The organism is Stenotrophomonas sp. 116085_Sma (assembly GCF_056479585.1).
The window spans coordinates 1,998,953-2,019,622 of the sequence record NZ_CM151057.1; the positions used below are offsets into that span (position 1 = coordinate 1,998,953).

The window sequence follows — 20,670 nt, forward strand, 5'->3', positions numbered from 1 at the left end:
CAGGGCAGCGCCTTGCCCAGAGAAACCCCATGAGCCCTTCTGCACACGCGACACCTCCGATTGCGCCGCCGCTGTCGCGCACCTACCTGGCCCTGCTGCTGCCCATGCTGTTGACCAATGCACTGCAGCTGGCCGCCGGCACGCTGGACAACGTCTACCTCGGCCATCTGCTCGGAACGCAGGCGGTGGCTGCGGCCGCTGCGTTCTTCCCGGTGTTCTTCCTGCTGATGGCCCTGGTGATGGGTCTGGCAACAGGCGCAATGGTGCTGATCGGCCAGGCTTGGGGCGCCGGCCAACTGCAGCGGGCACGCGCGGTGGCCGGCAGCGCGGTGGCGCTTGCCCTGCTGTTGTCACTGCTGGTGATGGGCGTGGGCGGCGTGTTCGCGCCGCAGATGCTGGCGGCACTGGGGACGCCGGCGCCGGTCCTCGGCGAGGCCATCGTCTATGCGCGGGTGCTGCTGCTGAGTGCGCCGGCGTTCTTCCTGTTGTGGCTGGCGACGGCCGTGAGCCGCGCGGTGGGTGACGCAAAGACGCCGCTGCACGCGCTGTTGCTGGCGACCGCGCTCGGCCTGCTGTGCACGCCACTGCTGATCCTCGGCTGGGGCGGCCTGCCGCAGCTGGGCGCGGCCAGTGCCGCGGTGTCGGCCGCATCTGCCTCGCTGCTGGCGCTGGTCTGGTTGCTGTGGCGCTGGCATCGCCTGGGGCATCCGCTGGCGCCAGGGCGTGAACTGCTGTGGGCCATCCGTTTCGATGGCGCGATCATTCGTTCGATGCTGCGCATCGGCGTGCCGTCCTCGCTGCAGATGCTCAGCCTGGCCATTGCCGAGATCGTGTTGCTCGGCTGGATCAACAGCTATGGCTATACCGCCACGGCGGCCTATGGTGCGGTCAACCAGTTGATGAGCTGGGTGCAGTTGCCGGCCATGTCGCTGGGCATCACCGCCACCATCCTCGCCGCGCATGCGATGGGGGCAGGGCGTGCGGCACGATTGCCCGCCATTGCCCGCACCGGCGTGATGCTGGGCCTGGCGATGCTGACGGTCGTGGTGCTGCTGGTGATGGCGCTGGCGCCGTGGCTGACCGGCCTGATCCTGGCGGCACCGGAGGTGCGTGAACTGGCCACGCTGCAGCTGCGCACGGTCGCGTGGGGCGTGCTGGCGATGGGCGTCACCACGGTGCTGGTCGGCGTGATGCGCGGCAGCGGGACTGTGCTGATGCCGGCGTTGCTGGGCGTGACAGCGGTGCTGCTGCTGGAGCTGCCGTTGGCGATGTGGCTGCAGGCGCGGCACGGGCTGGCCGGCCTGTGGTGGGCGTGGCCGCTGGGACTGGTGGCGATGCTGCTGTTGCAGGCGCTCTGTTTCGCGCGATGGCGGCGACGGACGCAAGGTGGGTAGTGCCGGCCGCTCGATCGGATCGCACCCGGCGATAATCAGCGCCGATTCGGGTCGGGTAGCGCCGGACCATGCCCGGCGGCAATCAGCGCCGATGCGCCAGCAGCAGGTGGAAATGCTTCTCCCGCGTCTGCCCGTCATTGCCGGCGGCGGTTTCGCGATGGCTGCGCCAGGCCGAGACGTTGAATCCCGATACGCGCAGGGCCAGCTCCACTGCGTCCAGCTCATGCAGCTGGAAATCGGCGGCGAACGGCAGGCTGCGCATGAAGGCCGAATCGCCGAACGCCAGGCATAGCCGGCCTCCCCGGCGCAGTACGCGCGCCAGTTCGTCCAGCACCGGGGCCAGGTTGGGCCAGAAGTACAGGGTGTTGACCGCCAGTGCGGCATCCACGGATGCCTCGTCCACCGGCAGCGCATGGGCATCGCCCAGCCGCATCGCCGCCCGGTCGCCCAGGCCGGCACTGGCCAGCCGCTGGTTGCCGGCCTCGACCATGGCGGCGGACAGTTCAACGCCCAGATATTGGCTGCCCGGCGCCTGCATCAGCTGTGGCGCGAAGGCCGCATTGCCGGGGCCGATCTCCAGGATGTGCTCGCCGGCCGCCACCGACAGCAGCCCGATCGCGGCCAGGTTCAGGGCGCTGTTGCTGCGGTTCATCGAGTCGGCCACCGCCAGCGCGGCGTCGCCATGTGGCTGCCGCAGCTGCGCGGCCAAGGTGGAAGCATCCAGCATCGTCGTCGTCCATCGAAGAGATTCGGACGTGGCGGCGGCGGGTCCGCCGGTGACGATAGCGCTGACCTTGCGGCTTGGGAAGTAGGGAAACCCCGCTGCGGGGTGATGAGGAAATGTCCAGCGTCGCAGTCGGTGAGATCTGGTTGTCCACAGGGGGTGTGGATTACGCGTGGGCAACTTTGTGGATAAGCCGCGACAGGCGCCACCCCCCTAGGCTGTCAAGATGGGTGGCGAAAAATTCACCGCTGGTGAGGGTGGGTGAGGGCATGGTGAAGAATGGGCCTGGCAGGCGCTGTCACCCATGGCGGTGCTCGCGGTAACCTGTGGGCCTTGATGCTCCGTGAGACTCCATGAAACGTCACTTCTCGATGCTGCGCGAATTCCAGCTGGCCGACTGGTTCACCCTGGCCAATGCTTTCTGCGGCACCGGTGCGGTGTTCGCCGCGATGCGTTTCCTGCAGGACGGCGAGCGCGGCTACCTGCTGTTCGGCATGGCGCTGATCCCGCTGGCCTTCATCTTCGACGCCCTCGATGGGCGCATCGCGCGCTGGCGCAAATCCAGCTCCACCCTGGGCCGCGAGCTGGACTCGCTGTCCGACGTGATCTCATTCGGCGTGGCCCCGGCGGCGCTGGCCTATGCATGCGGCATGCAGGGCGGCTGGGACTGGCTGGTGCTGAGCTACTTCGTCTGCTGCGGCGTCAGCCGCCTGGCGCGCTACAACGTCACCGCCGAGGCGCTGGCCGGCGACGAGGGCAAGGTCAAGTATTTCGAGGGCACGCCGATCCCGACCAGCCTGGTGCTGGTGATCGTGCTGGCCATAGCTGCCGGTACCGATGCCATCGGCCAGGACCTCTGGTTCGGCCAGTGGCAGATCGGCCCTTGGCAGCTGCACCCGATGGTGCTGCTGTTCGCCCTGTCCGGGTCGCTGATGATCAGCAAGACCCTGCGCATTCCCAAGCCATGAGCCAGCCCTGCGGAGGCCTGCGATGACCAGCTCGGCCCACGACGCCGGCAGCAGCGATTTCGAAGCCCTGGCCCGGCAGTACTTCGGTGCCTGGGGCGATGCCCTGCGCCATGCGACCACGCCCGGTGCACCGGCCGGTGATGACCCCGGCAGCTGGCAACGGCTGTTCGACTGGTGGGGCCAGCTGCTGCCCGAACAGGGGCAGGGTGCGCCGGAAGATGCCGTGCGCCGTTTCCGCGAACAGGCGGGTAGCTGGTACGGCACGATGCAGGAAGTGGCGGCACGTTTTGCTGGCCGCGACGCCAGCAGCGCCGATGTGGCCCAGGCCTGGCGCGAGGCGGTGCAGGGGCAGGGCGACGGCATGCTGCAGTGGATGCTGCAGGGCGCTCGGGGCAGCACCCACGCCGGCGCCGCCGTACCCGAGTTCGCCGCGTGGCTGCAGCAGTTCCAGCTGCAGGCCGGCCCGTGGCTGCAGAGCCCGGCATTCGGTCCCGGCCGCGAACACCAGGCGCGCTGGCAGGCCCTGCTGCGTGCGCAGGAGGAATACCAGCAGCATTCGCGTGCCTACGTCGAGCAGATCAAGCAGGCGCTGGACGAGGCCTTCGCGTTGTTCGAGCAGCGCCTGGCCCAGCACGAGCAGCCCGGCAGCCAGCTGACCAGTGCCCGCGCGATGTTCGACCTGTGGATTGAAGTGGCCGAGGAGGCCTACGCCAAGGTCGCCATGTCCGAGCCGTTCCAGCAGGTGTATGCCTCGCTGGGCAACGCACAGATGCGACTGCGCGCCGGCCTGCAGCGCGAGGTGGAACAGATGAGTGAGCGTATCGGCTTGCCGACCCGCAGCGAGATGGACGCTGCGCATCGCCGCATTGCCGAACTGGAGCGCAGCCTGCGCCGCCTGCAGGCGCAGGTGGCGGTGCTGGCGGGCACTGCCGCGGTGGATCCGGTGTCGCAGCCGGCACCGGCAAAGGTGAAGCCCGTGGCACGCAAAGCTGCGAAGAAGGTCGCACCGGCGAAGAAGCCGGCCGCGAAGAAGGCGCCGGCGAAGAAAGCATCGGCGAAGAAGGCTGCCGCACGCACCACCGCACGGGCGCGTGACCGATGAAAGGACCGCTGGGCTTCAATGCCGATGACCTGATGCAGGAGACCCTGGCCATGCAGCGCAAGCTGATGGAAGGGCTGAAGCTGCTGCCGCAGGTGGAAGACGTGGACTATGGCGTGACCGCCCGCGAGGAAGTCTGGCGCGACGGCAAGGTGGTGCTGTACCGCTTCGTCGGCGAGCAGGCACCCACCCGCCGCACGCCGCTGCTGATTGTCTATGCGCTGGTCAACAGGCCGTACATGGTGGACCTGCAGGCCGACCGCTCGCTGGTACAGAAGCTGCTGGCGCTGGGCCAGGACGTCTATGTGCTGGACTGGGGCTACCCGGACCGCTCCGAGCGCTTCCAGACCCTGGAGGACTACCTGCTGCGCTACATCGATGGCGCGGTGGATGCGCTGCGCGCGCGCAGCGGTGGGCCGGTGGACCTGCTCGGCATCTGCCAGGGCGGCGTGTTCGCGCTGTGCTATGCGGCACTGCGCGGGCAGAAGCTGGGCAAGCTGATCACCATGGTCACCCCGGTCGATTTCCAGACCGCCGACAACATGCTCTCGCACTGGGCACGGCAGGTGGATGTGGATCTGCTGGTCGACACGCTGGGCAACATCCCGGCCGATCTGATGAATGCCAGCTACCTGATGCTCAAGCCGTTCCGGCTGAACGTGCAGAAGTACGTCGGTCTGCTCGACATCCTGGATGACAAGGCCGCGCTGGAGGATTTCCTGCGCATGGAGAAATGGATCTTCGATTCGCCGGATCTGGCGGGCGAGGCGTTCCGTGACTTCATCAAGCAGTTCTACCAGGGCAACGGGCTGGTGAACGGCACGGTGCGGATCGGCGAGGAAGCGGTGGATCTGTCGCAGGTGACCCTGCCGGTGCTGAACATCTATGCCGAGCAGGATCATCTGGTGCCGCCGGATGCATCGCGCGCGATGCGTGGGCGCCTGGGCACCGACGACTACACCGAGTCCAGTTTCCGTGGCGGGCATATCGGCATTTACGTGTCCGGCCGCGCGCAGCGCGAAGTGCCGGCGACGATTGATGACTGGTTGAAGGCGCGTGACCTGTAGAGTCGAGCCATGCTCGACTGACCTGGGGGGATGATGACGTACCGGATTCTTTTGATTTTTGCGGCACTGCTGGCAGTGCCGCTTGCCCACGCCGCACCCAGTGCGGATGCACAGCGCGAGATCGCCCAGCTGATCTCCAGCCTTGATGGCTCGCAATGCAGGTTCCAGCGCAACGGCAGCTGGTATGACGGCAGTGACGCGCGTGCGCACCTGCAGCGCAAGTACGACTATCTGCTGAAAAAAAACCAGATCGACAGTGCCGAGCAGTTCATCGAGCGAGCCGCCAGCCAGAGCAGCATGAGCGGCAAGCCGTACCGTATCCAGTGCCCGGGACAGCCTGAACAGAGCGCAGCTGCCTGGTTCGGCGCACGCCTGCAGGCGCTGCGCCATCGCACGCCGTAGATATGGGGGCGGTGTAGAGTCGAGCCATGCTCGACTGGCTCTGCCCGCAAGCTGAGGAGACACCGCCATGAACACCACGCCCAAGACGCTGTCGCGTTCATTGAACGACCGCATGATTGCCGGCGTGATGGGCGGCATCGCCCACCGCTTCGGCTGGAACCCCACGCTGGTGCGGATCGTGTTCGTGCTGGTCTCGATCGGTTCGGCGGCCTTCCCCGGCATCCTGGTCTACCTGATCCTGTGGCTGCTGATGCCGAACGAGGCCGATTGAAGACTGCCCCGGAGCCCTGGCCGATCTGGCTGCGCGCGCTGCAGGTGCTGGGCGCGGTGTGGACGTCACCCAATTCCGTGATCGGCGTGATCGGCGGCCTGGCCGGCATGCTCGGCGGCGCGACATTGCGCTGGAGCGGCCGTGACTGTGCGCTGGTGTTCGACCGCTGGCCATGGGGGCCGGGTGGGGCGATCACGCTGGGCAATGTGATCCTGCACACCGGCCATGACCTGGGCATTTCGTGCCGGACCTATGCACATCAGGCGGGGTGGGGCGTGGAGCCGCTGATCCGGCTGGACGACCACGAACGCGCGCACGTCTACCAGTACATGGTGCTGGGGCCGCTGTACCTGCCGGTGTACCTGCTGTGTGGCGGGGTGAGTGCGCGGAATCCATTCGAGCGCGCGGCCGATTATTTCGCCCGGTACGGGCGTGGCTGGTGGCCGTAGTTTCCAGCCAACGGCGCAGCCCCTCGTGACGTGGTCGCGGAATGCGTTTCATGCGATTGGGCCGGGCAGGATGGGTTCGCGGGACACGCCGTAAACCCATCCATGGGGGCTCGATGGCGCCATCCATGGCGCCAACGGTCCCGCGAACCCACCCCGCCCGGCCCCTGACAGTTTCCGTGCGCGTCCAGCCACGGAGAAGAAAAAGAACAGCAGAAGCGGGTCGCGCGCTGCGCTTGCTCGTGTAGAGCCGAGCCTGCGCTCGGCTCCACAAAAAGCGGCCAGCCCGGCTGCTTTTGCTTTTGATCTTCTTTTTTCTTCTCCGTGGGTGGCGGCAGGCACCAGGAGCGTGTCAGCGGCCGGGAGGGTGGGTAGGGCGGGGTGTCCGCGGCATGGATGCCGCGGCCAAGCCCCCAGGGACGGGTTCACGGCGTCCCCGGCCTACCCACCTTCCCGGCCAGCCCCCAGGAAACCGGCTTTCCGCGACCAACCAAACCACCCACGAGGGGCTGCGCCGTTGGTGGAATCCCCGCGATTCGTTAGCCGGAGGTTAAAGATCCGTAAGCATTCTGCTGCGATCCCGCCGTCATCTCCATGCAACCGATCGTCATTAGACTTCGTGACGTTCCAGTCAGGTTCGACGCGGTAAGCTCTCCCTCGATGAGCTCGCAGCATCGCTCATCGAGTGCAGTACGCAGTAGCAATTTGGAGGAAGACATCACATGGCAATCGTTCTTTATGTCGGTGGTAGCAAGGATGGCGAGAAGGGCGTGGTGCCCTACGGCTTCAGCAAATCCCGCGCCGACACCGCGCTGGGGCCGGAGTTCTACACGGAGCGGTTCATGGAACTGCAGGGTGTCGGCAAGGTCCGCCTGATGGCCCTGGAAGGCATGCGTGACGAGATCGTCATGCAGCGCGCCGCCCGCCACTACCGCTGACCTCCGCAACACGCGGCAGGGCGCGCCCACCATCGCGCGCCCGCGCCGGCATCCCAGCCCCGGGCCAGTCCGAGCCCGCTCTCCGCCAGGATGCCGGCGTCCAATCCGGCCTCGCCGCTGAACCTTGCCCCCTGTCAATGCCTTGTCCGGCTGCGTCGTCGATTGCCAGAATGGGGTCTTCCCGTAACGCGGCACAGACCTGAAGCAATGCACGACGCCAAGAACGCCCAGAGCGCGCTCGCCCAGCAGATCGCCCAGACCATCGCCGACGAGATCGGTGCCCAGTCCGCCCAGGTACGTGCCGCCGTCGGCCTGCTCGACGAAGGCGCCAGCGTTCCGTTCATCGCGCGATACCGCAAGGAAGTGACCGGGGGCCTGGATGACACCCAGCTGCGCAACCTGGAAGTGCGCCTGACCTACCTGCGCGAGCTGGAAGACCGTCGCGCTGCGGTGCTGGCCAGCATCGGCGAGCAGGGCAAGCTGAGCGACGAGCTGCGCAACGACATCCTGGCGGCCGATACCAAGAGCCGGCTGGAAGACCTCTACCTGCCGTACAAGCCCAAGCGCCGCACCCGGGCTCAGATCGCCCGCGAGGCGGGGCTGGAACCGCTGGCCGATGGCCTGCTGGCCGACCCGACGCAGGACCCGCAGGTCTTCGCTGCCGGATTCGTCGACGCCGGCAAGGGCGTGTCCGACACCAAGGCCGCGCTGGAAGGCGCGCGCGCGATCCTGATGGAGCGCTGGGGCGAAGACGCCGCGCTGGTCGGCGAGCTGCGCACCTGGTTGGGCGACACCGGCGTGATCCGTGCCCGTGTGGCCGAGGGCAAGGAAACCGAGGGTGCCAAGTACCGGGATTATTTCGAGCACGCCGAATCGCTGGCGAAGATCCCCTCGCACCGGCTGCTGGCGCTGTTCCGTGCGCGCCGCGAGGAGATCCTGTTCCTGGAGCTGGACCCGGGCAGCGATGCCGAGGCGGGTCACCTGTACGCCGAAGGACGCGTGGCGTGCAAGGCCGGCATCTCCGACCAGGGCCGTGCCGCCGACCGCTGGCTGCTGGATGCGTGCCGCCTGACCTGGCGCGCCAAGCTGCACACCCATCTGCTGCTGGACCTGTTCAACCAGGCCCGCGAGAAGGCTGAGGCTGAGGCCATTGCGGTGTTCGGCGACAACCTGAAGGACCTGCTGCTGGCGGCACCCGCCGGCCCGAAGACCGTGCTCGGGCTGGACCCGGGCATCCGCACCGGCTGCAAGATCGCCGTGGTCGATGCCACCGGCAAGCTGGTCGCCACCGACACCATCTACCCGCACGAGCCGCGTCGCCAGTGGGAGCAGTCGCTGCAGACGATCAAGCAGCTGTGCGCCAAGCACAACGTGGAACTGATCGCGATCGGCAACGGCACCGCCAGCCGCGAAACCGACAAGCTGGCTGGTGAAGCGATCAAGGCCGCTGCCAACCCGAAGCTGCAGAAGGTAGTGGTCAGCGAGGCCGGCGCGTCGGTGTACTCGGCCTCCGAGTTCGCGGCCAAGGAGTTCCCGGAGCTGGACGTGTCGCTGCGTGGTGCGGTATCGATCGCACGTCGCCTGCAGGATCCGCTGGCCGAGCTGGTCAAGATCGAGCCCAAGGCGATCGGCGTGGGCCAGTACCAGCATGATGTGGACCAGTACCGCCTGGCGCGGGCGCTGGACGCACGCGTGGAGGACTGCGTGAACGCAGTCGGGGTGTACGTGAACACCGCCTCGGCCGCGCTTCTGTCTCGTGTGTCCGGCCTGTCGGCCACGGTTGCCGAGAACATCGTGCGGCATCGTGACGACAACGGCCCGTTCAAGCGCCGCAAGGACCTGCTGAAGGTCGCGCGCCTGGGCGAGAAGACCTTCGAACAGTGCGCCGGCTTCCTGCGCATCGCTGACGGTGACCAGCCGCTGGATGCCTCGGCGGTGCACCCGGAAGCCTATCCGGTGGTCGAGCGCATCGTCGCCAGCACCGCGCGCCCGATCAAGGCGCTGATCGGCGATGCTAGCTTCCTGCGCGGACTGAAGGCCGAGCAGTTCACCGATGACACCTTCGGTGTGCCGACCGTGCGCGACATCCTGAAGGAACTGGAGAAGCCGGGCCGCGACCCGCGTCCGGAGTTCAAGGCCGCGCGCTTCGCCGAAGGCGTGGAGGACATCAAGGACCTGCGCGAAGGCATGGTGCTGGAAGGCGTGGTGAGCAACGTGGCGGCATTCGGTGCCTTCGTCGATATCGGCGTGCACCAGGACGGCCTGATCCACATTTCGGCGCTGTCCGATACGTTCGTGAAGGACCCGCGCGACGTGGTCAAGGCTGGCGACATCGTCAAGGTGAAGGTGCTGGAAGTGGATGTGCCGCGCAAGCGCATCGCGCTGACCCGGCGCCTGGACGACACCCCGGGGCAGGCCACCAGCCGCCCTGGCCAGCGCGAGGAGCGCGGGCAGGGCCAGGGGCCGCGCCGTGACGCAGGCGGGCAGAACCGCGGGCCGAACCGGGGCCAGGGCAACAGCGGGCGGCCCGCGCAGTCGGCGCCGCCGGCCAACAACGCCTTGGCCGAGGCCTTCGCCCGGGCCAAGCGCAGCTGAGGTCCGTGCCCCCCGTCACGGTTGATCCGCGACGGGGGACTTGTCGGTTTTCCCCGTGATTGCGCACACTTGCGCTGGAGGGGAGGCGTTCGGCCCCCCCGCTGTCGCTGGGGAGGGCCATGACGCCAGCACGACCCGCCGTCTTCGTTGCACGCTGCAGCGCATTGCTGCGGCCAACGCCTGCCTGCGCGGGCCGGGGGCAGCGTTGATGGCGGGCCAGGGCACCAACGGCAACGGGTTGCTGGAGCGTCGCCTGCAGGAGCTGGCCGAAGAGCGTCGGCGGCTGGCGATGATCATCGATGGCACCGCTGCGGGCACCTGGGAATGGAACGTGCAGACCGGCGAGATGCGGGTCAACGCGCGCTGGGCCGAGATTGTCGGTTACCGCCTGGAAGAGCTGGAGCCGATCTGCCAGAAGACCTTCCTGAAGCTTGTCCATCCCGATGACATAGCGCTGTCCGACGCGGCACTGGACGAGCATTTCGAGGGACGCACCGACAACTACGCGTGCCTGCTGCGGATGCGCCACAAGAACGGCCAGTGGATATGGATCCAGGACCGTGGCCGCGTCTTCGAATGGGACGGGCAGGGCCGGCCGCTGTGGATGGCCGGCGCGCATGCCGACGTGACCGAACTGCAGCAGGCCCGCCATGATGCGGCCGAGACCCGTCAACGCCTGCAGGCTGTGGTCGATGCCTCCGATGAGGTGGCGGTGATCGCCACCGATACCGATGGCACCATCACCCTGTTCAATACCGGCGCGCAACGCCTGCTGGGCTACAGCGCGGCCGAGGTGGTTGGCCAGCGCCGGCTGGATGCCTTCCACGATCCGCAGGAATTGAACGCCTGGCTGCGACCGCTGGCCGATGCCGCTGGCCATCTGCCAGGCGTGTTCGAGGCACTCAGTGCGCGTGCCGATGGCCAGACCTATTCGCGGCAATGGACGCTGCTGCGCAAGGACGGCCAGCCACGCCAGGTACGCCTGTCGATCAGCCGCATGGACGGTGCCGATGGTGCACGCATCGGCTATGTCGGCATGGCCATCGACATCACCGAGATACTGCAGGCGCGAGCCGAGGCACGCTTGTCCGCGGAGAAGTTCGCTGGTGCGTTCACCTCGGCTGCGCTGGGCATGGCGCTGGTGTCGCTGGAAGGGCGATGGCTGGACGTCAACGATGCGCTGTGCCGGATCCTCGGCTATCCGCGGGAAGAGCTGCTGCAGGTGGATTTCCAGCGCCTGACCCATCCCGATGACCTGCAGACCGACCTGTCGCTGGTGCAGGACCTGCTGGCTGGGCGGCGCAGCCACTATCACCTGGAGAAACGCTATCTTGATCGCGACGGCAAGGTGATCTGGGCCCGGTTGTCGGTATCGCTGGTGCGCAACGAGCATGGCGAGCCGTTGCATTTCGTGTCGCAGATCCAGGACATCACCGCCCAGCGCAGCAGCGAGCAGCGGCTGTTCGAAAGCGAACAGCGCAGCCGCATCACCCTGGATGCCGTGGCCGACCTGGTGCTGAGCGTCAGCCTCGATGGCCGTATCGACTACGCCAACGCCGCCGCGGTACGCACGCTGGCCGGCGATGGCGCGTTGTCGCTGGCCGGGCACAAGGTGCAGGATGTGCTGGCGTTGACCACCGAGTATGCGCCGGGTTCGGTGCTGGACGTGTCGGTACTGCTGGATCCGGAAAGCAACGCGGTGGACCTGCATGCCGACCTGCTGCTGCGCCTGGGTACCGCCACGGTGCCGGTGGACCTCACCCGCGCCTGGTTGCGCGATGACGAGGGCCACGTTCGCGGCGCGGTCTGGGTGCTTCGCGACGATACCCAGCAGCGTGCCCGCCAGCGCGAGGCACGTCATCTGGCAGAGATCGACCCGCTGACCGAACTGAGCAACCGCCGTGGCTTCGAGGTGCACCTGCAGCAGGCGATCACCCGCGTTGAACGTACCGGCCAGGCTGCGTCGCTGATGTACATCGATCTGGACAGGTTCAAGCCGATCAACGATACCTGGGGCCATCTGGCTGGTGATGCGGTGCTCTGGGCGGTGGCCAGCGTTCTGCGTCACGGGGTGCGCGATTCGGATGTGGTGGCGCGGCTGGGCGGCGACGAGTTCGCGGTGATCCTGTCCGGCTGCACGCCGCGTCGTGCCGCCCGCATTGGCGGTGAGCTGCTGCACACTCTGGCGTCGCTGTCGATTCCGTGGGACCAGAACCGGTTGCGGGTAGGGGCCAGCATCGGCATCGCGCCGCTGGCCGGCGGGATGAGCGTGGACCAGGCGGTGGCCGCGGCCGATGCCCAGTGTTACCGGGCCAAGGCGATGGGCCGCAACAACGTGCAGGTGCAGGGCGAGGCCAGCGAGCTGCCGGGCGACGATACCGACGCGGCCGAGGGTTGATCTCATCCAGTGAGAAGGCGGGCGCGAATACTCCGCCCACTTCCTCTCGCACAGGTGATCCCATGAATGTCTGGAACCCGATGACGGTGCGCACCTTCGCCCCGGCCATGGTCGGTTGGTGCCTGACCCTGGCCGCCTGGCTGCGGCTGGAGGAGGTGCGTGAAGATCGTCTGGCCCAGGCAATGTTGCCGGTGCTGCAGGGAAGCGTGCTGGCGCTGCTGGCCCTGACCCTGGCGTGCACGATGGTGGCCAGCCTGGTGCTGTGGCGGCACAGTCGGCGGGATCACGGTTGCGTTGATGCCGGCACTACAGAGGCGCAGCATCCATCAGCAGGAACCGGCATGGCGCGCGCTGGAAGGCATTGATCTGCGGCACCAACCGCTGGAAATGCTCGCTGGCGCAGTGGATGTCCAGGGCGGCGCGGTCCGGCCATTGCTCGATGAAGACGAAATGCCCGGGATCCTTCTGGTCCACGAACAGTTCATAGCCAAGGCAGAGCGGCTCGCGCTGCGTGCACGCGACCAGTTCCCGGTACAGCGGAAGCACGGTGTCCACGGCGTCGGGATGGATGAAGTCTTCGGCGATGACCTTGAGCATGCGGGCACCTGTGGATGTGGCCCTGCAGGATAGTGCCGGCAGGTGGCCGGCACCCATCCTGTCAACGCAATACTGCGTCCGCACTGACCAGCTGCACATCGTGCATCTGGTTGAGGTAGGCCTCGTAGTAGCCCTTGTGCGAGGCACCGACAATGGTGAGCATGCGGGTGCCCGGGTGTTGGCCGAGCACGTCGCGCATGTTGGCGACCATGCGCAGGTTGCGGGTTTCCCAGTAGCCGAGGTAATTGCGCCCGAAGGCCTCGGGTGACGGCTCGACCAGGGCCGCGCCGAAGTCGCTGTGGTAGACGGTCATCGCCGTTTCCGGTGCGTTGTAGTTGCGATAGAGCGCGAGCATTCCATCGGGTTTGGCCAGATTGGCGTGCAGCGGTTCGTCGGCGGCGAACCGCGCCGTGGATGCCGGGTTGTCCCAGGCCGCCTGCAGGGCCGCGCCATAGGCCCTCTCCTTGTCCTTTGCAGTGGGCGCGTCGGCAGTGTGGTCATCGACCGACCACAGCCGTTCCAGGCCCAGGCGTGCAGCGAGGACGCCGGCGATCATGCCGGCCTCGTCGCGCCTGGCAATGCGCTTGTCAAGGAACTGCACCAGCTCCGGCGTCAGGCTGTCGGCGGCGCGACGTTCGTCGATGGGCAGGCGCAGCCATTGCACCACCGCCGAACCGTTCTCGCCTGCGGCCAGGAACACGGCCGCAAGGCGGCGGCGCTGGGCCGGCGTCGGGGCTTTCGGCCATTGCGCGAGCAGGCGCTCCATCTCGGCATTGGCGCTGGGAACGTCCAGGCCAGTCGCGGCCTGGGCCGGTGCCGGGTCGATGCAGTAGGTCTCGACACTTTCAGCGTAGCGGGTGGGGTTGCGGCGCATGAAGTCGCACTGCAGGCCGGACAGGTTCTCCACGGCGATGGCATTGGGCTGCCATGCCTGCAGGCGCTCGAGCAGAGGCTCCAGCAACGGCTGCAGAATGTCCGGTGTGAAGGCCTTCGGCAGGCCGGACAGATGCGGGCTGCCCAGCACCAGCACCTCGTTGGGGCGGCCTGCGGGCGGCCCCTTCAGCTGGTCGGGATGAAAGGCCGGCCGATAGGTGGCATCGGCGGCAAGCGCGCCGGTGCTGCACAGGCCGAGGATGAGGACGCTGGCCAAGCGAACGAACATACGATCTCCTTGTAAACGAACGTCCTGCGGATCGCTGCATGCTCGCCATTTTCGCCCGGCAGGGAACCTCCCGTTGGTCATGCAAACCTTTTTGCCCTGAGTTGCATCGATCTGCCGAGCGATGCTGTACTCCTTGCCCGGGCAATGCAGAACATGACATCCGATCACTGGAGCATCGACAGTCCGCGGCTGTGCCTCCGGCCATTTGCGTCCGGTGACGCTGACGAGGCATTTGCGGGCATTACCCCCGGGCTGACCCGCTACATGGCCTTCGAGCCACCTCCGTCAAAGGAGGCATTTGCCGCCGTCTGGCAGGCGTGGCTGCCTGCCATTGCCGGTGGGACCGACATCACGTTCGTGATCCGCAGGCGCGTGGATGGCGTGTTCCTGGGACTGGCCGGCCTGCATCGCACCGTTGATGCAGAGCCCGAACTGGGTATCTGGATCGCCGAAGCAATGCATGGCCATGGCTACGGGCGGGAAGCAGTGGCGGCGGTGTGGTCTTCGGCGTCGCAGCGGCTGTCATGCGCGGCGTTCCGCTATCCGGTGGCCGAGCAGAACCGGTCCAGCCGTTCGCTTGCCGAGTCCCTCGGTGGACAGCCTGTAGCACGTGAGCAGGGCGTGAAGTACACGACGATCATCTATCGCCTTGCTGCTGCAATGCACGAAGTTGCGACGGACGTCGCGGAATCCCGCTAAAGCGGCCGACCGCATCGCCGATATCCCCTCTGGATCCCGCTCCAGTCGCCCGCTGCAGGACCCCAGGCTGCCCCCGATGGGCGGCCCGCGCTGTGTGTTCCGCCGCTCCCAGATGCCGATCGCACCCGCACCAGACGTTCTTGCCAGCCGCTCGAGAGGTGCCTGCCGGTACCTGTAGTCCTTAGCAACTGAAGTTGCCGCCGGGCATCCTGCCCGTCGGGTCGCAACCCTTTGTCGGACACCGAGGATCAGACAATGCTCATTCCAGGCTTCACGGCGGGCGCGCAGGCGCCGGCCGAGCTGCATACCCGTTGGTCGCCGTGGCGCGCGCTGCTGGGCGCCCTCGCCCCGCAGCATCGCGCCAGCAACGAGCCGGCAGCGACCGACCGTGCCGAACTCGAGGCGCAGGTCGCGGCGCTGCATCGCGTGCAGGCGGTCATCGAGTTCGCGCTCGATGGCACTATCCTGCAGGCCAATGACAACTTCCTGCATGCAGTGGGCTACCGGCTGGAGGACATCCAGGGCAAGCATCATTCCATGTTCGTCGATCCCGAGCAGGCGCGCAGCGCCGAGTACCGTGACTTCTGGGCGCGGTTGGGGCGCGGCGAATATGACGCAGGGCAATATCGACGCTTCGGCAAAGGCCAGCGCGAGATCTGGATCCAGGCCTCCTACAACCCGGTGCTGGACCGCCAGGGGCGGCCGTACAAAGTGGTCAAGTTCGCCACCGACATTACTGCACAGAAGCTGCAGGCGGCCGATTCGGCCGGGCAGTTGGCGGCGATCGGTAAATCGCAGGCAGTGATCGAATTCAGCATGGACGGGCGCATTCTCTCGGCGAACGAGAACTTCCTCGAGGTCACCGGCTACGGTCTCGATGAGGTGCGTGGACAGCACCACTCGCTGTTCGTCGAACCAGGCCATCGCAGCAGTGACGAATATCGCCGGTTCTGGGAGAAGCTCGGGCGCGGCGAATACGATGCCGGGCAATACCGGCGGCTGGGCAAGGGCGGCCGCGAGGTCTGGATCCAGGCCTCCTACAACCCCATCCTCGACCTCAACGGCAAGCCGTTCAAGGTCGTCAAGTACGCCACCGACATCACCGCACAGGTGCATGAAAACCAGGCCATGCAGCGCGCCGTGGCGCAGACCCGCGAGGTGGTGGCCGCTGCGAAGCAGGGTGATCTGACCCGGCGCGTGGCGATGGCCGACAAGCAGGGGCCCATCGCCGACCTGTGCGACGGCGTCAATTCGCTGGTCGAGGCGATGGCTGCGATCATCGGCCAGATCAAGTTCGCCGCCGATACCATCGCGGTGGGGGCGACCGAGATCGCGCAGGGCAACAGCGACCTGTCGCAGCGCACCGAGCAGCAGGCGGCCTCGCTGGAGGAAACCGCGGTGTCGATGAAGGGGTTGGCCGAGACCGTGCAGCGCACCGCCACCAACGCGCGCCAGGCCAGCCAGCTGGCCGGCGGTGCCGCCGATGTCGCCGCGCGCGGCGGAAGCGTGGTGCATGAAGTGGTCGAGACGATGGCGGTGATCAACGCCTCCTCGCGGCGCATCGTCGATATCATCGGAGTGATCGATGGCATCGCTTTCCAGACCAATATCCTGGCGTTGAACGCAGCGGTGGAAGCCGCACGCGCAGGCGAACATGGACGAGGATTTGCCGTGGTCGCCACCGAGATCCGCGAGCTGTCCCAGCGCTCGGCCAGTGCCGCCAAGGAGATCAAGCATCTGATCGATGAGTCGGTGGCCAACGTCGGGGCTGGCACCGCCCAGGTGGAAAGCGCGGGCCGCACCATGGACGAGATCGTGACCAACGTCCGCCGGGTCAGCGATCTGATGACCGAGATCAGCACGGCCTCGCAGCAGCAGAGCGACGACATCCAGCAGATGAACCATGCGGTCGACCTGATCGACCAGGGCACGCAGCAGAACGCTGCCCTGGTGGAGGAGGCGTCGGCGGCGGCGCGCAGCATGGAGGAGCAATCGGCACAGCTGCTGCAGACCGTGGCCGGTTTCCGCGTGCAGGATGGTGCAGGGCATCTGCATGGCGGGGCAACCCTGCGGGTCGTCTAGGCAGGCGGGCCGACAGGTTCGTCGGAGGACTGCATGGCCGAGGAAAGGTGCACACGGTTGCGCCCGGCATGCTTGGCCCGGTACAGGGCCTGGTCGGCACGGCCGACCAGGTCTGCCGGCGCGTACTCATCGCTGGCGGGCTGCCAGGCCACGCCCACGCTGATGGTCACATGGCCCTCGGCAGCGGGCAGTGCGGCGCTTTCGACCGCAGCACGCAGGCGTTCTCCCAGATGCAGCGCGTGCATCGCCTCGGGCGATGGCAGGGCTGCGATGAACTCCTCGCCGCCATAGCGGGCCAGCAGGTCGTCACCGCGCTGCAGGCAGCCGTCGAGGATGCTGGCGACGGCACGCAGGCGCCGATCACCTTCCGGGTGCCCGTAGGTGTCGTTCAGCTGTTTGAAGTGGTCGATGTCGATCATCAGTACCGCCAGGCCCTGGCCCTGGCGCCGCGCGCGGCGGTGGGCCCCATCCAGCGACTCATCGAAGCTGCGCCGGTTGCCCAGCCCTGTCAGTGGATCGCGCCGTGCCAGCGTTTCCAGTTCGTCGCGCTGGCGCTGGATCTCGATCTGGCTCAGCACGCTGCGCAGGGCGTAGCCCAGCATCGCACCGATGAAACCTACCGCGGCCAGGCTCGGCTGCAGGCGCGCGACCAGCAGCGCGACCATCATCAGCAGCAAGGGCAGCATCAGTGGTACGCCGGCATCGACGATGCGTCGCAGGCTGCGGGATATCTCCACTGCCGGATAGCGGCGGTGGCTGCCGGCCAGGACGGCCAGCAGCACGAACAGCCCGCTGATCAGCAGGTCGCCCCAGCTGCCGTCAGGTGTCTGCGGCTGGCAGGTGTTGATGTAGAGCGCCAGCAGGAAGTAGCCCAGCGCGTAGATCGCAAGTGTGCGGAAGAAATCGCGGCGGTCGGGATTGTCCTCGGCCAGGAAGCGGATCAGCGCGAAGCAGAACACCAGGCTGTTCTGCACGCTGCTCATCGTGTTCAGGCACTGCGTCCATAGCGCGGTGTTGAGAGGCGCCATGGCCCGCGTATGCAGGTAGTACAGCAGCCAAAGCAGGGCAATGATCGCAAGGTCCACCGCACGGATGAAGCGATTTCCGCCGCCCGGGCTTGCAGCTACGTAGGTCAGGGGGATCCGGTAGAACACGTACAGGATCAGTGTGGAGACGGTCATCTGCGCAGGGGCGAGGCCGGCCACATTGCGGTACAGCAGGGCCAGCAGGGCGAGTGAGAACAGGCCGACGGCCGCGCCGAGCAGCCGCCACTTGCAGGCCGCCTGGCTGACACGTGCGCGCCGCACGCAGGCCAGTGCGGCCAGCAGGGGGGCGGTGATCAGCAACAGGTAGGAGCCGACAGGGTCCTGCGGGCCGACCAAGGCGATGACGAGTGCGTGCGCGACCAGAAAAAACAGTGCAGCACGCAGCGTCATGCATTCCCCCGCCCCCGGATCCGGCGGGATCACGATAGGCAGATGTACGTGAGGCTGGCAAGAAAAGTGTGCACTGCGTCTAGAAGCAATGCTGCCAGCGGTCGCAGTTATGCGTCAGCGCAGTGACACCGGGGCGGCCAAATGGGCATACGTCGCCTGGAAAAGCAAAAGGCCAGGTCATGGACCTGGCCTTTGATGCTGTGGTGCCGGTGAAAGGACTCGAACCTTCATGGGGTCACCCCCGGCTGATTTTGAGTCAGCTGCGTATACCATTCCGCCACACCGGCAGGCAGCGTGTGAGTGTAACCGAGGAGGGCAGGGCTTTCATAGGGGCAAGGCAGATCGAGGCGTTTCCTGTCGGCATCGGCTCTGTGATGGCTATACTGCGCCGGCTTGAATGCCTCCAGGAGCCATAGCCGATGACAGTGTTGCAGGACCTGAGGGTGCTGGTGGTCGAGAACGACGAGATGAGTGCGGCCCTGCTGCAGATGCAGCTGGTGCATGCCGGCGCGACCGTGGTCGGGTTGGCGGCGAGCGTGGCTGAAGCATTGCGCATGCTGGAAGACTCGGCCCCGGATGTGGCCCTGCTGGACTATCGCCTGGCCCGCAACGAGACCAGCGAGCCAGTGGCGGCAGCATTGTCGGCGCGTGGCGTACCGTTCGTGCTCGCCACCGGAATGCTGGCTGAGCAGCTGCCCGAGTCGATGCTGGCCGGAATACTGCTGGTCAAGCCGTATCTGTCGGCGGATCTGACCCGGGCGCTGACCCGTGCGGTGGGCCGTTCCAGCGCAACGGCGTGAGAATGGCGCTTCAGCCGGCCTCCTCGTACACGTAGCGGATGTCCTCGCGGTCGTCGAGGATGCGGTACTGCCCGGCCAGGTTGTCCGGATCGGGATTGAGCCACGCATCGAGATGCTCCCTGCGGATCGGTATCACGCCGCGATCGTGACCGGCCGCGGCGACGTCGCGTGGCGGGGTATCGGTGATCGTGGCGAACGAGAGCAGGCGTCCTTCCGGTCCCTCCCATTCCGCCCAAAGGCAGGCCAGAAGCAGGTCGCGGGGCGGGTCGGGGCGGAACTCCAGCACCACATCCTGTTCCTTTTCCGCGGCGCCAAGCGCGCGCCCTGTGATGGCGTGGCGTGGCACGTGCTCATAGAACGCCCGCACCACCACCACGCCGTGGCGAAGGCCGAACGCACCGCGCCAGTAGCCTTCCAGGCTGTCACGTCGTGCGTTGTAGGTGCCGGGGTAGAGCGCGTCGTTGCGTGCAGGTTTGTCAGGCAGCCGGCACTGGTAGCGCATCGGCTTGATCACGCGCTGGCCGTTCTCTGTGACCATCACCGGCGCGTAGGTACCGGGGAAAATGCGGTTGTCGCGCGGCAGTAGTTGTACCCGGTGCAGGTCTTCGAGCCGGGCCTGGGCGCGCTCAATGCGGTTGCCGGCCACGCGCAGGTCGTTGCGTGCCTTCTGGGTGGGGCGGGTGGCCAGCGTTGCGTGAGCGATATCGCGGCGCTCGCGTTGGCGGGCCAGCTCCGCCTCCAGGTCCTGGCGCTCCTGCGCATGCCATTGCTGGATCTTCGCTACGATGTCACGGCCCTGCTGGGTGCGCGCGCCGGCAAAACCGTCGTCCATGGCCTTGGGGGTTTTCGGTCGCTTCTTGCCGGGGTCGTGCGCGTACAGTTCGGCGAACTCCTCCAGCGACAGGATGGCACCGAACTCGCGGACCAGCGTGGCGTAGTCGGCACGGATCAGGGCGGAATAGCACATGGGAACTCTGCAGGCCTGGGTCGCAGTCGCTGCGACGTGGATGCGGCAGGATAGCCCGACCTACAGGGAGATACCGCATGAATGATTCCGTCAGCTGCCAGTTCCGTGAGGCAGTCCCCACGGTTGAAGACTACTGCCGGCTGCGTGTGCTGGCCGGCCTCAGTGCCAAGAGCCAGGAGGCGGCGACGCGCGCACTGCCCAACACCCTGTATGGCGTGTGTGCCTACCAGGGCAATGAGCTGGTAGCGATGGGCCGCATCGTGGGTGATGGCGGTTGCCACCTGCAGGTCTGCGATATCGCCGTGCTGCCACGGCTGCAGGGACAGGGGCTGGGCAAGGAGGTGATGCGCCGCCTGGATGGCTGGATGCAGGCGAACCTGCCGCCGTCGGCGTACGTCAGCCTGCTCGCCGATGGTGAAGCGCATCGGTTGTACGCTCAGTTTGGTTTCGCGCCGACAGCGCCGGCGTCGATCGGGATGTATCGCCGGTTCTGAGGAGTGATGGCGGTGAGGCCATCCACGCACGGCGTGGATCTACTGCAGCGCCCGGGTAGATCCACGCCATGCGTGGATGGCGCCTTCCCATAAATCGCAGGCAAAGAAAAACCCCGGCCTAAACCGGGGTT

General features: G+C 66.9%; 20 protein-coding genes and 1 tRNA gene. 15 read left to right on the forward strand and 6 right to left on the reverse strand.

Features of this window, described 5'->3' with window-relative positions; translation table 11 throughout:
* Positions 1–29 precede the first annotated feature (29 nt).
* A complete protein-coding gene (locus ACZK0Z_RS09410) occupies positions 30–1,394 on the forward strand; it encodes an MATE family efflux transporter (protein ID WP_197632122.1) in 1,365 nt (454 codons plus the stop codon).
* An 82-nt stretch (positions 1,395–1,476) separates the two neighbouring features.
* Here ACZK0Z_RS09410 and ACZK0Z_RS09415 read toward each other — a convergent pair whose 3' ends face one another.
* Entirely contained in the window at positions 1,477–2,121 is a 645-nt protein-coding gene (locus ACZK0Z_RS09415) for a class I SAM-dependent methyltransferase (protein WP_049429662.1), read from the reverse strand.
* A 350-nt stretch (positions 2,122–2,471) separates the two neighbouring features.
* On the opposite strand from ACZK0Z_RS09415, the gene ACZK0Z_RS09420 reads away from it, so the two are divergent.
* From ACZK0Z_RS09420 to ACZK0Z_RS09465, 10 genes are all read left to right on the forward strand, one after another.
* Positions 2,472–3,086: a CDP-alcohol phosphatidyltransferase family protein gene (locus ACZK0Z_RS09420; protein ID WP_049429661.1), complete on the forward strand. Its 615-nt coding sequence runs from the start codon at positions 2,472–2,474 to the stop codon at positions 3,084–3,086.
* Between the two features lie 22 nt (positions 3,087–3,108).
* Complete coding sequence (gene phaE, locus ACZK0Z_RS09425) at positions 3,109–4,188, forward strand: class III poly(R)-hydroxyalkanoic acid synthase subunit PhaE (protein WP_197632121.1); 1,080 nt, start codon at positions 3,109–3,111, stop codon at positions 4,186–4,188.
* Positions 4,185–5,252 carry a class III poly(R)-hydroxyalkanoic acid synthase subunit PhaC gene (gene phaC, locus ACZK0Z_RS09430; protein ID WP_197632120.1) on the forward strand — a complete coding sequence of 356 codons (1,068 nt, stop codon included), beginning with the start codon at positions 4,185–4,187 and terminating at the stop codon, positions 5,250–5,252. The genes phaE and phaC overlap by 4 nt, the downstream gene beginning before the upstream one ends.
* Positions 5,253–5,285: 33 nt before the next feature.
* Entirely contained in the window at positions 5,286–5,654 is a 369-nt protein-coding gene (locus tag ACZK0Z_RS09435) for a YfeK family protein (protein WP_197619825.1), read from the forward strand.
* A gap of 67 nt (positions 5,655–5,721) precedes the next feature.
* Entirely contained in the window at positions 5,722–5,925 is a 204-nt protein-coding gene (locus ACZK0Z_RS09440; protein WP_014037612.1) for a PspC domain-containing protein, read from the forward strand.
* Positions 5,922–6,374 carry a hypothetical protein gene (locus ACZK0Z_RS09445; protein WP_197632119.1) on the forward strand — a complete coding sequence of 151 codons (453 nt, stop codon included), beginning with the start codon at positions 5,922–5,924 and terminating at the stop codon, positions 6,372–6,374. Before ACZK0Z_RS09440 ends, ACZK0Z_RS09445 begins: the two co-directional genes overlap by 4 nt.
* A 719-nt stretch (positions 6,375–7,093) precedes the next feature.
* Positions 7,094–7,309: a hypothetical protein gene (locus ACZK0Z_RS09450; RefSeq protein ID WP_005410085.1), complete on the forward strand. Its 216-nt coding sequence runs from the start codon at positions 7,094–7,096 to the stop codon at positions 7,307–7,309.
* A gap of 207 nt (positions 7,310–7,516) precedes the next feature.
* The gene (locus tag ACZK0Z_RS09455) at positions 7,517–9,904 is read left to right on the forward strand and encodes a Tex family protein (protein ID WP_049427237.1); all 2,388 of its coding nucleotides are present in this window, start codon (positions 7,517–7,519) and stop codon (positions 9,902–9,904) included.
* 208 nt (positions 9,905–10,112) lie between these two features.
* A complete protein-coding gene (locus tag ACZK0Z_RS09460) occupies positions 10,113–12,302 on the forward strand; it encodes a PAS domain S-box protein (RefSeq protein WP_049427236.1) in 2,190 nt (729 codons plus the stop codon).
* A 62-nt stretch (positions 12,303–12,364) separates the two neighbouring features.
* Entirely contained in the window at positions 12,365–12,667 is a 303-nt protein-coding gene (locus ACZK0Z_RS09465; protein ID WP_080354966.1) for a hypothetical protein, read from the forward strand.
* Here ACZK0Z_RS09465 and ACZK0Z_RS09470 read toward each other — a convergent pair.
* Together ACZK0Z_RS09470 and ACZK0Z_RS09475 are read right to left on the reverse strand one after the other, a co-directional pair.
* Entirely contained in the window at positions 12,609–12,899 is a 291-nt protein-coding gene (locus ACZK0Z_RS09470) for a putative quinol monooxygenase (RefSeq protein WP_005410081.1), read from the reverse strand. The two genes, ACZK0Z_RS09465 and ACZK0Z_RS09470, sit on opposite strands and share 59 nt — an antisense overlap.
* A gap of 61 nt (positions 12,900–12,960) precedes the next feature.
* A complete protein-coding gene (locus tag ACZK0Z_RS09475) occupies positions 12,961–14,061 on the reverse strand; it encodes a DUF5694 domain-containing protein (RefSeq protein ID WP_197632118.1) in 1,101 nt (366 codons plus the stop codon).
* 153 nt (positions 14,062–14,214) lie between these two features.
* Here ACZK0Z_RS09475 and ACZK0Z_RS09480 point away from each other — a divergent pair, with 153 nt between their 5' ends.
* A complete protein-coding gene (locus ACZK0Z_RS09480; protein WP_458998542.1) occupies positions 14,215–14,760 on the forward strand; it encodes a GNAT family N-acetyltransferase in 546 nt (181 codons plus the stop codon).
* Between the two features lie 255 nt (positions 14,761–15,015).
* A complete protein-coding gene (locus tag ACZK0Z_RS09485) occupies positions 15,016–16,842 on the forward strand; it encodes a methyl-accepting chemotaxis protein (protein WP_197632116.1) in 1,827 nt (608 codons plus the stop codon).
* Here ACZK0Z_RS09485 and ACZK0Z_RS09490 read toward each other — a convergent pair.
* Both ACZK0Z_RS09490 and ACZK0Z_RS09495 read right to left on the reverse strand, forming a co-directional pair.
* Complete coding sequence (locus ACZK0Z_RS09490; RefSeq protein ID WP_197632115.1) at positions 16,839–18,278, reverse strand: GGDEF domain-containing protein; 1,440 nt, start codon at positions 18,276–18,278, stop codon at positions 16,839–16,841. The genes ACZK0Z_RS09485 and ACZK0Z_RS09490 overlap by 4 nt on opposite strands.
* A 201-nt stretch (positions 18,279–18,479) precedes the next feature.
* A tRNA-Leu gene (locus ACZK0Z_RS09495) sits at positions 18,480–18,565 on the reverse strand.
* 132 nt (positions 18,566–18,697) lie between these two features.
* Here ACZK0Z_RS09495 and ACZK0Z_RS09500 point away from each other — a divergent pair.
* A complete protein-coding gene (locus ACZK0Z_RS09500) occupies positions 18,698–19,078 on the forward strand; it encodes a response regulator (protein WP_049427448.1) in 381 nt (126 codons plus the stop codon).
* A gap of 10 nt (positions 19,079–19,088) precedes the next feature.
* On the opposite strand, the gene ACZK0Z_RS09505 is transcribed toward ACZK0Z_RS09500, so the two are convergent.
* Positions 19,089–20,045: an SOS response-associated peptidase family protein gene (locus tag ACZK0Z_RS09505; protein WP_049427450.1), complete on the reverse strand. Its 957-nt coding sequence runs from the start codon at positions 20,043–20,045 to the stop codon at positions 19,089–19,091.
* A gap of 77 nt (positions 20,046–20,122) precedes the next feature.
* Here ACZK0Z_RS09505 and ACZK0Z_RS09510 point away from each other — a divergent pair, with 77 nt between their 5' ends.
* On the forward strand, positions 20,123–20,539 hold the full coding sequence (locus ACZK0Z_RS09510; protein WP_049427453.1) for a GNAT family N-acetyltransferase: 417 nt from the start codon (positions 20,123–20,125) through the stop codon (positions 20,537–20,539).
* The last annotated feature ends 131 nt before the right edge of the window (positions 20,540–20,670 follow it).

Excerpts from the sequence above, each read along its gene's own strand:
- ACZK0Z_RS09410 (WP_197632122.1), top strand. The coding sequence starts at position 30 with ATGAGCCCTTCTGCACACGCGACACCTCCGATTGCGCCGCCGCTGTCG.
- ACZK0Z_RS09415 (WP_049429662.1), bottom strand. The coding sequence starts at position 2,121 with ATGCTGGATGCTTCCACCTTGGCCGCGCAGCTGCGGCAGCCACATGGC.
- ACZK0Z_RS09420 (WP_049429661.1), top strand. The coding sequence starts at position 2,472 with ATGAAACGTCACTTCTCGATGCTGCGCGAATTCCAGCTGGCCGACTGG.
- phaE (WP_197632121.1), top strand. The coding sequence starts at position 3,109 with ATGACCAGCTCGGCCCACGACGCCGGCAGCAGCGATTTCGAAGCCCTG.
- phaC (WP_197632120.1), top strand. The coding sequence starts at position 4,185 with ATGAAAGGACCGCTGGGCTTCAATGCCGATGACCTGATGCAGGAGACC.
- ACZK0Z_RS09435 (WP_197619825.1), top strand. The coding sequence starts at position 5,286 with ATGACGTACCGGATTCTTTTGATTTTTGCGGCACTGCTGGCAGTGCCG.
- ACZK0Z_RS09440 (WP_014037612.1), top strand. The coding sequence starts at position 5,722 with ATGAACACCACGCCCAAGACGCTGTCGCGTTCATTGAACGACCGCATG.
- ACZK0Z_RS09450 (WP_005410085.1), top strand. The coding sequence starts at position 7,094 with ATGGCAATCGTTCTTTATGTCGGTGGTAGCAAGGATGGCGAGAAGGGC.
- ACZK0Z_RS09455 (WP_049427237.1), top strand. The coding sequence starts at position 7,517 with ATGCACGACGCCAAGAACGCCCAGAGCGCGCTCGCCCAGCAGATCGCC.
- ACZK0Z_RS09460 (WP_049427236.1), top strand. The coding sequence starts at position 10,113 with ATGGCGGGCCAGGGCACCAACGGCAACGGGTTGCTGGAGCGTCGCCTG.
- ACZK0Z_RS09465 (WP_080354966.1), top strand. The coding sequence starts at position 12,365 with ATGAATGTCTGGAACCCGATGACGGTGCGCACCTTCGCCCCGGCCATG.
- ACZK0Z_RS09470 (WP_005410081.1), bottom strand. The coding sequence starts at position 12,899 with ATGCTCAAGGTCATCGCCGAAGACTTCATCCATCCCGACGCCGTGGAC.
- ACZK0Z_RS09475 (WP_197632118.1), bottom strand. The coding sequence starts at position 14,061 with ATGTTCGTTCGCTTGGCCAGCGTCCTCATCCTCGGCCTGTGCAGCACC.
- ACZK0Z_RS09480 (WP_458998542.1), top strand. The coding sequence starts at position 14,215 with ATGACATCCGATCACTGGAGCATCGACAGTCCGCGGCTGTGCCTCCGG.
- ACZK0Z_RS09485 (WP_197632116.1), top strand. The coding sequence starts at position 15,016 with ATGCTCATTCCAGGCTTCACGGCGGGCGCGCAGGCGCCGGCCGAGCTG.
- ACZK0Z_RS09490 (WP_197632115.1), bottom strand. The coding sequence starts at position 18,278 with ATGACGCTGCGTGCTGCACTGTTTTTTCTGGTCGCGCACGCACTCGTC.
- ACZK0Z_RS09500 (WP_049427448.1), top strand. The coding sequence starts at position 18,698 with ATGACAGTGTTGCAGGACCTGAGGGTGCTGGTGGTCGAGAACGACGAG.
- ACZK0Z_RS09505 (WP_049427450.1), bottom strand. The coding sequence starts at position 20,045 with ATGTGCTATTCCGCCCTGATCCGTGCCGACTACGCCACGCTGGTCCGC.
- ACZK0Z_RS09510 (WP_049427453.1), top strand. The coding sequence starts at position 20,123 with ATGAATGATTCCGTCAGCTGCCAGTTCCGTGAGGCAGTCCCCACGGTT.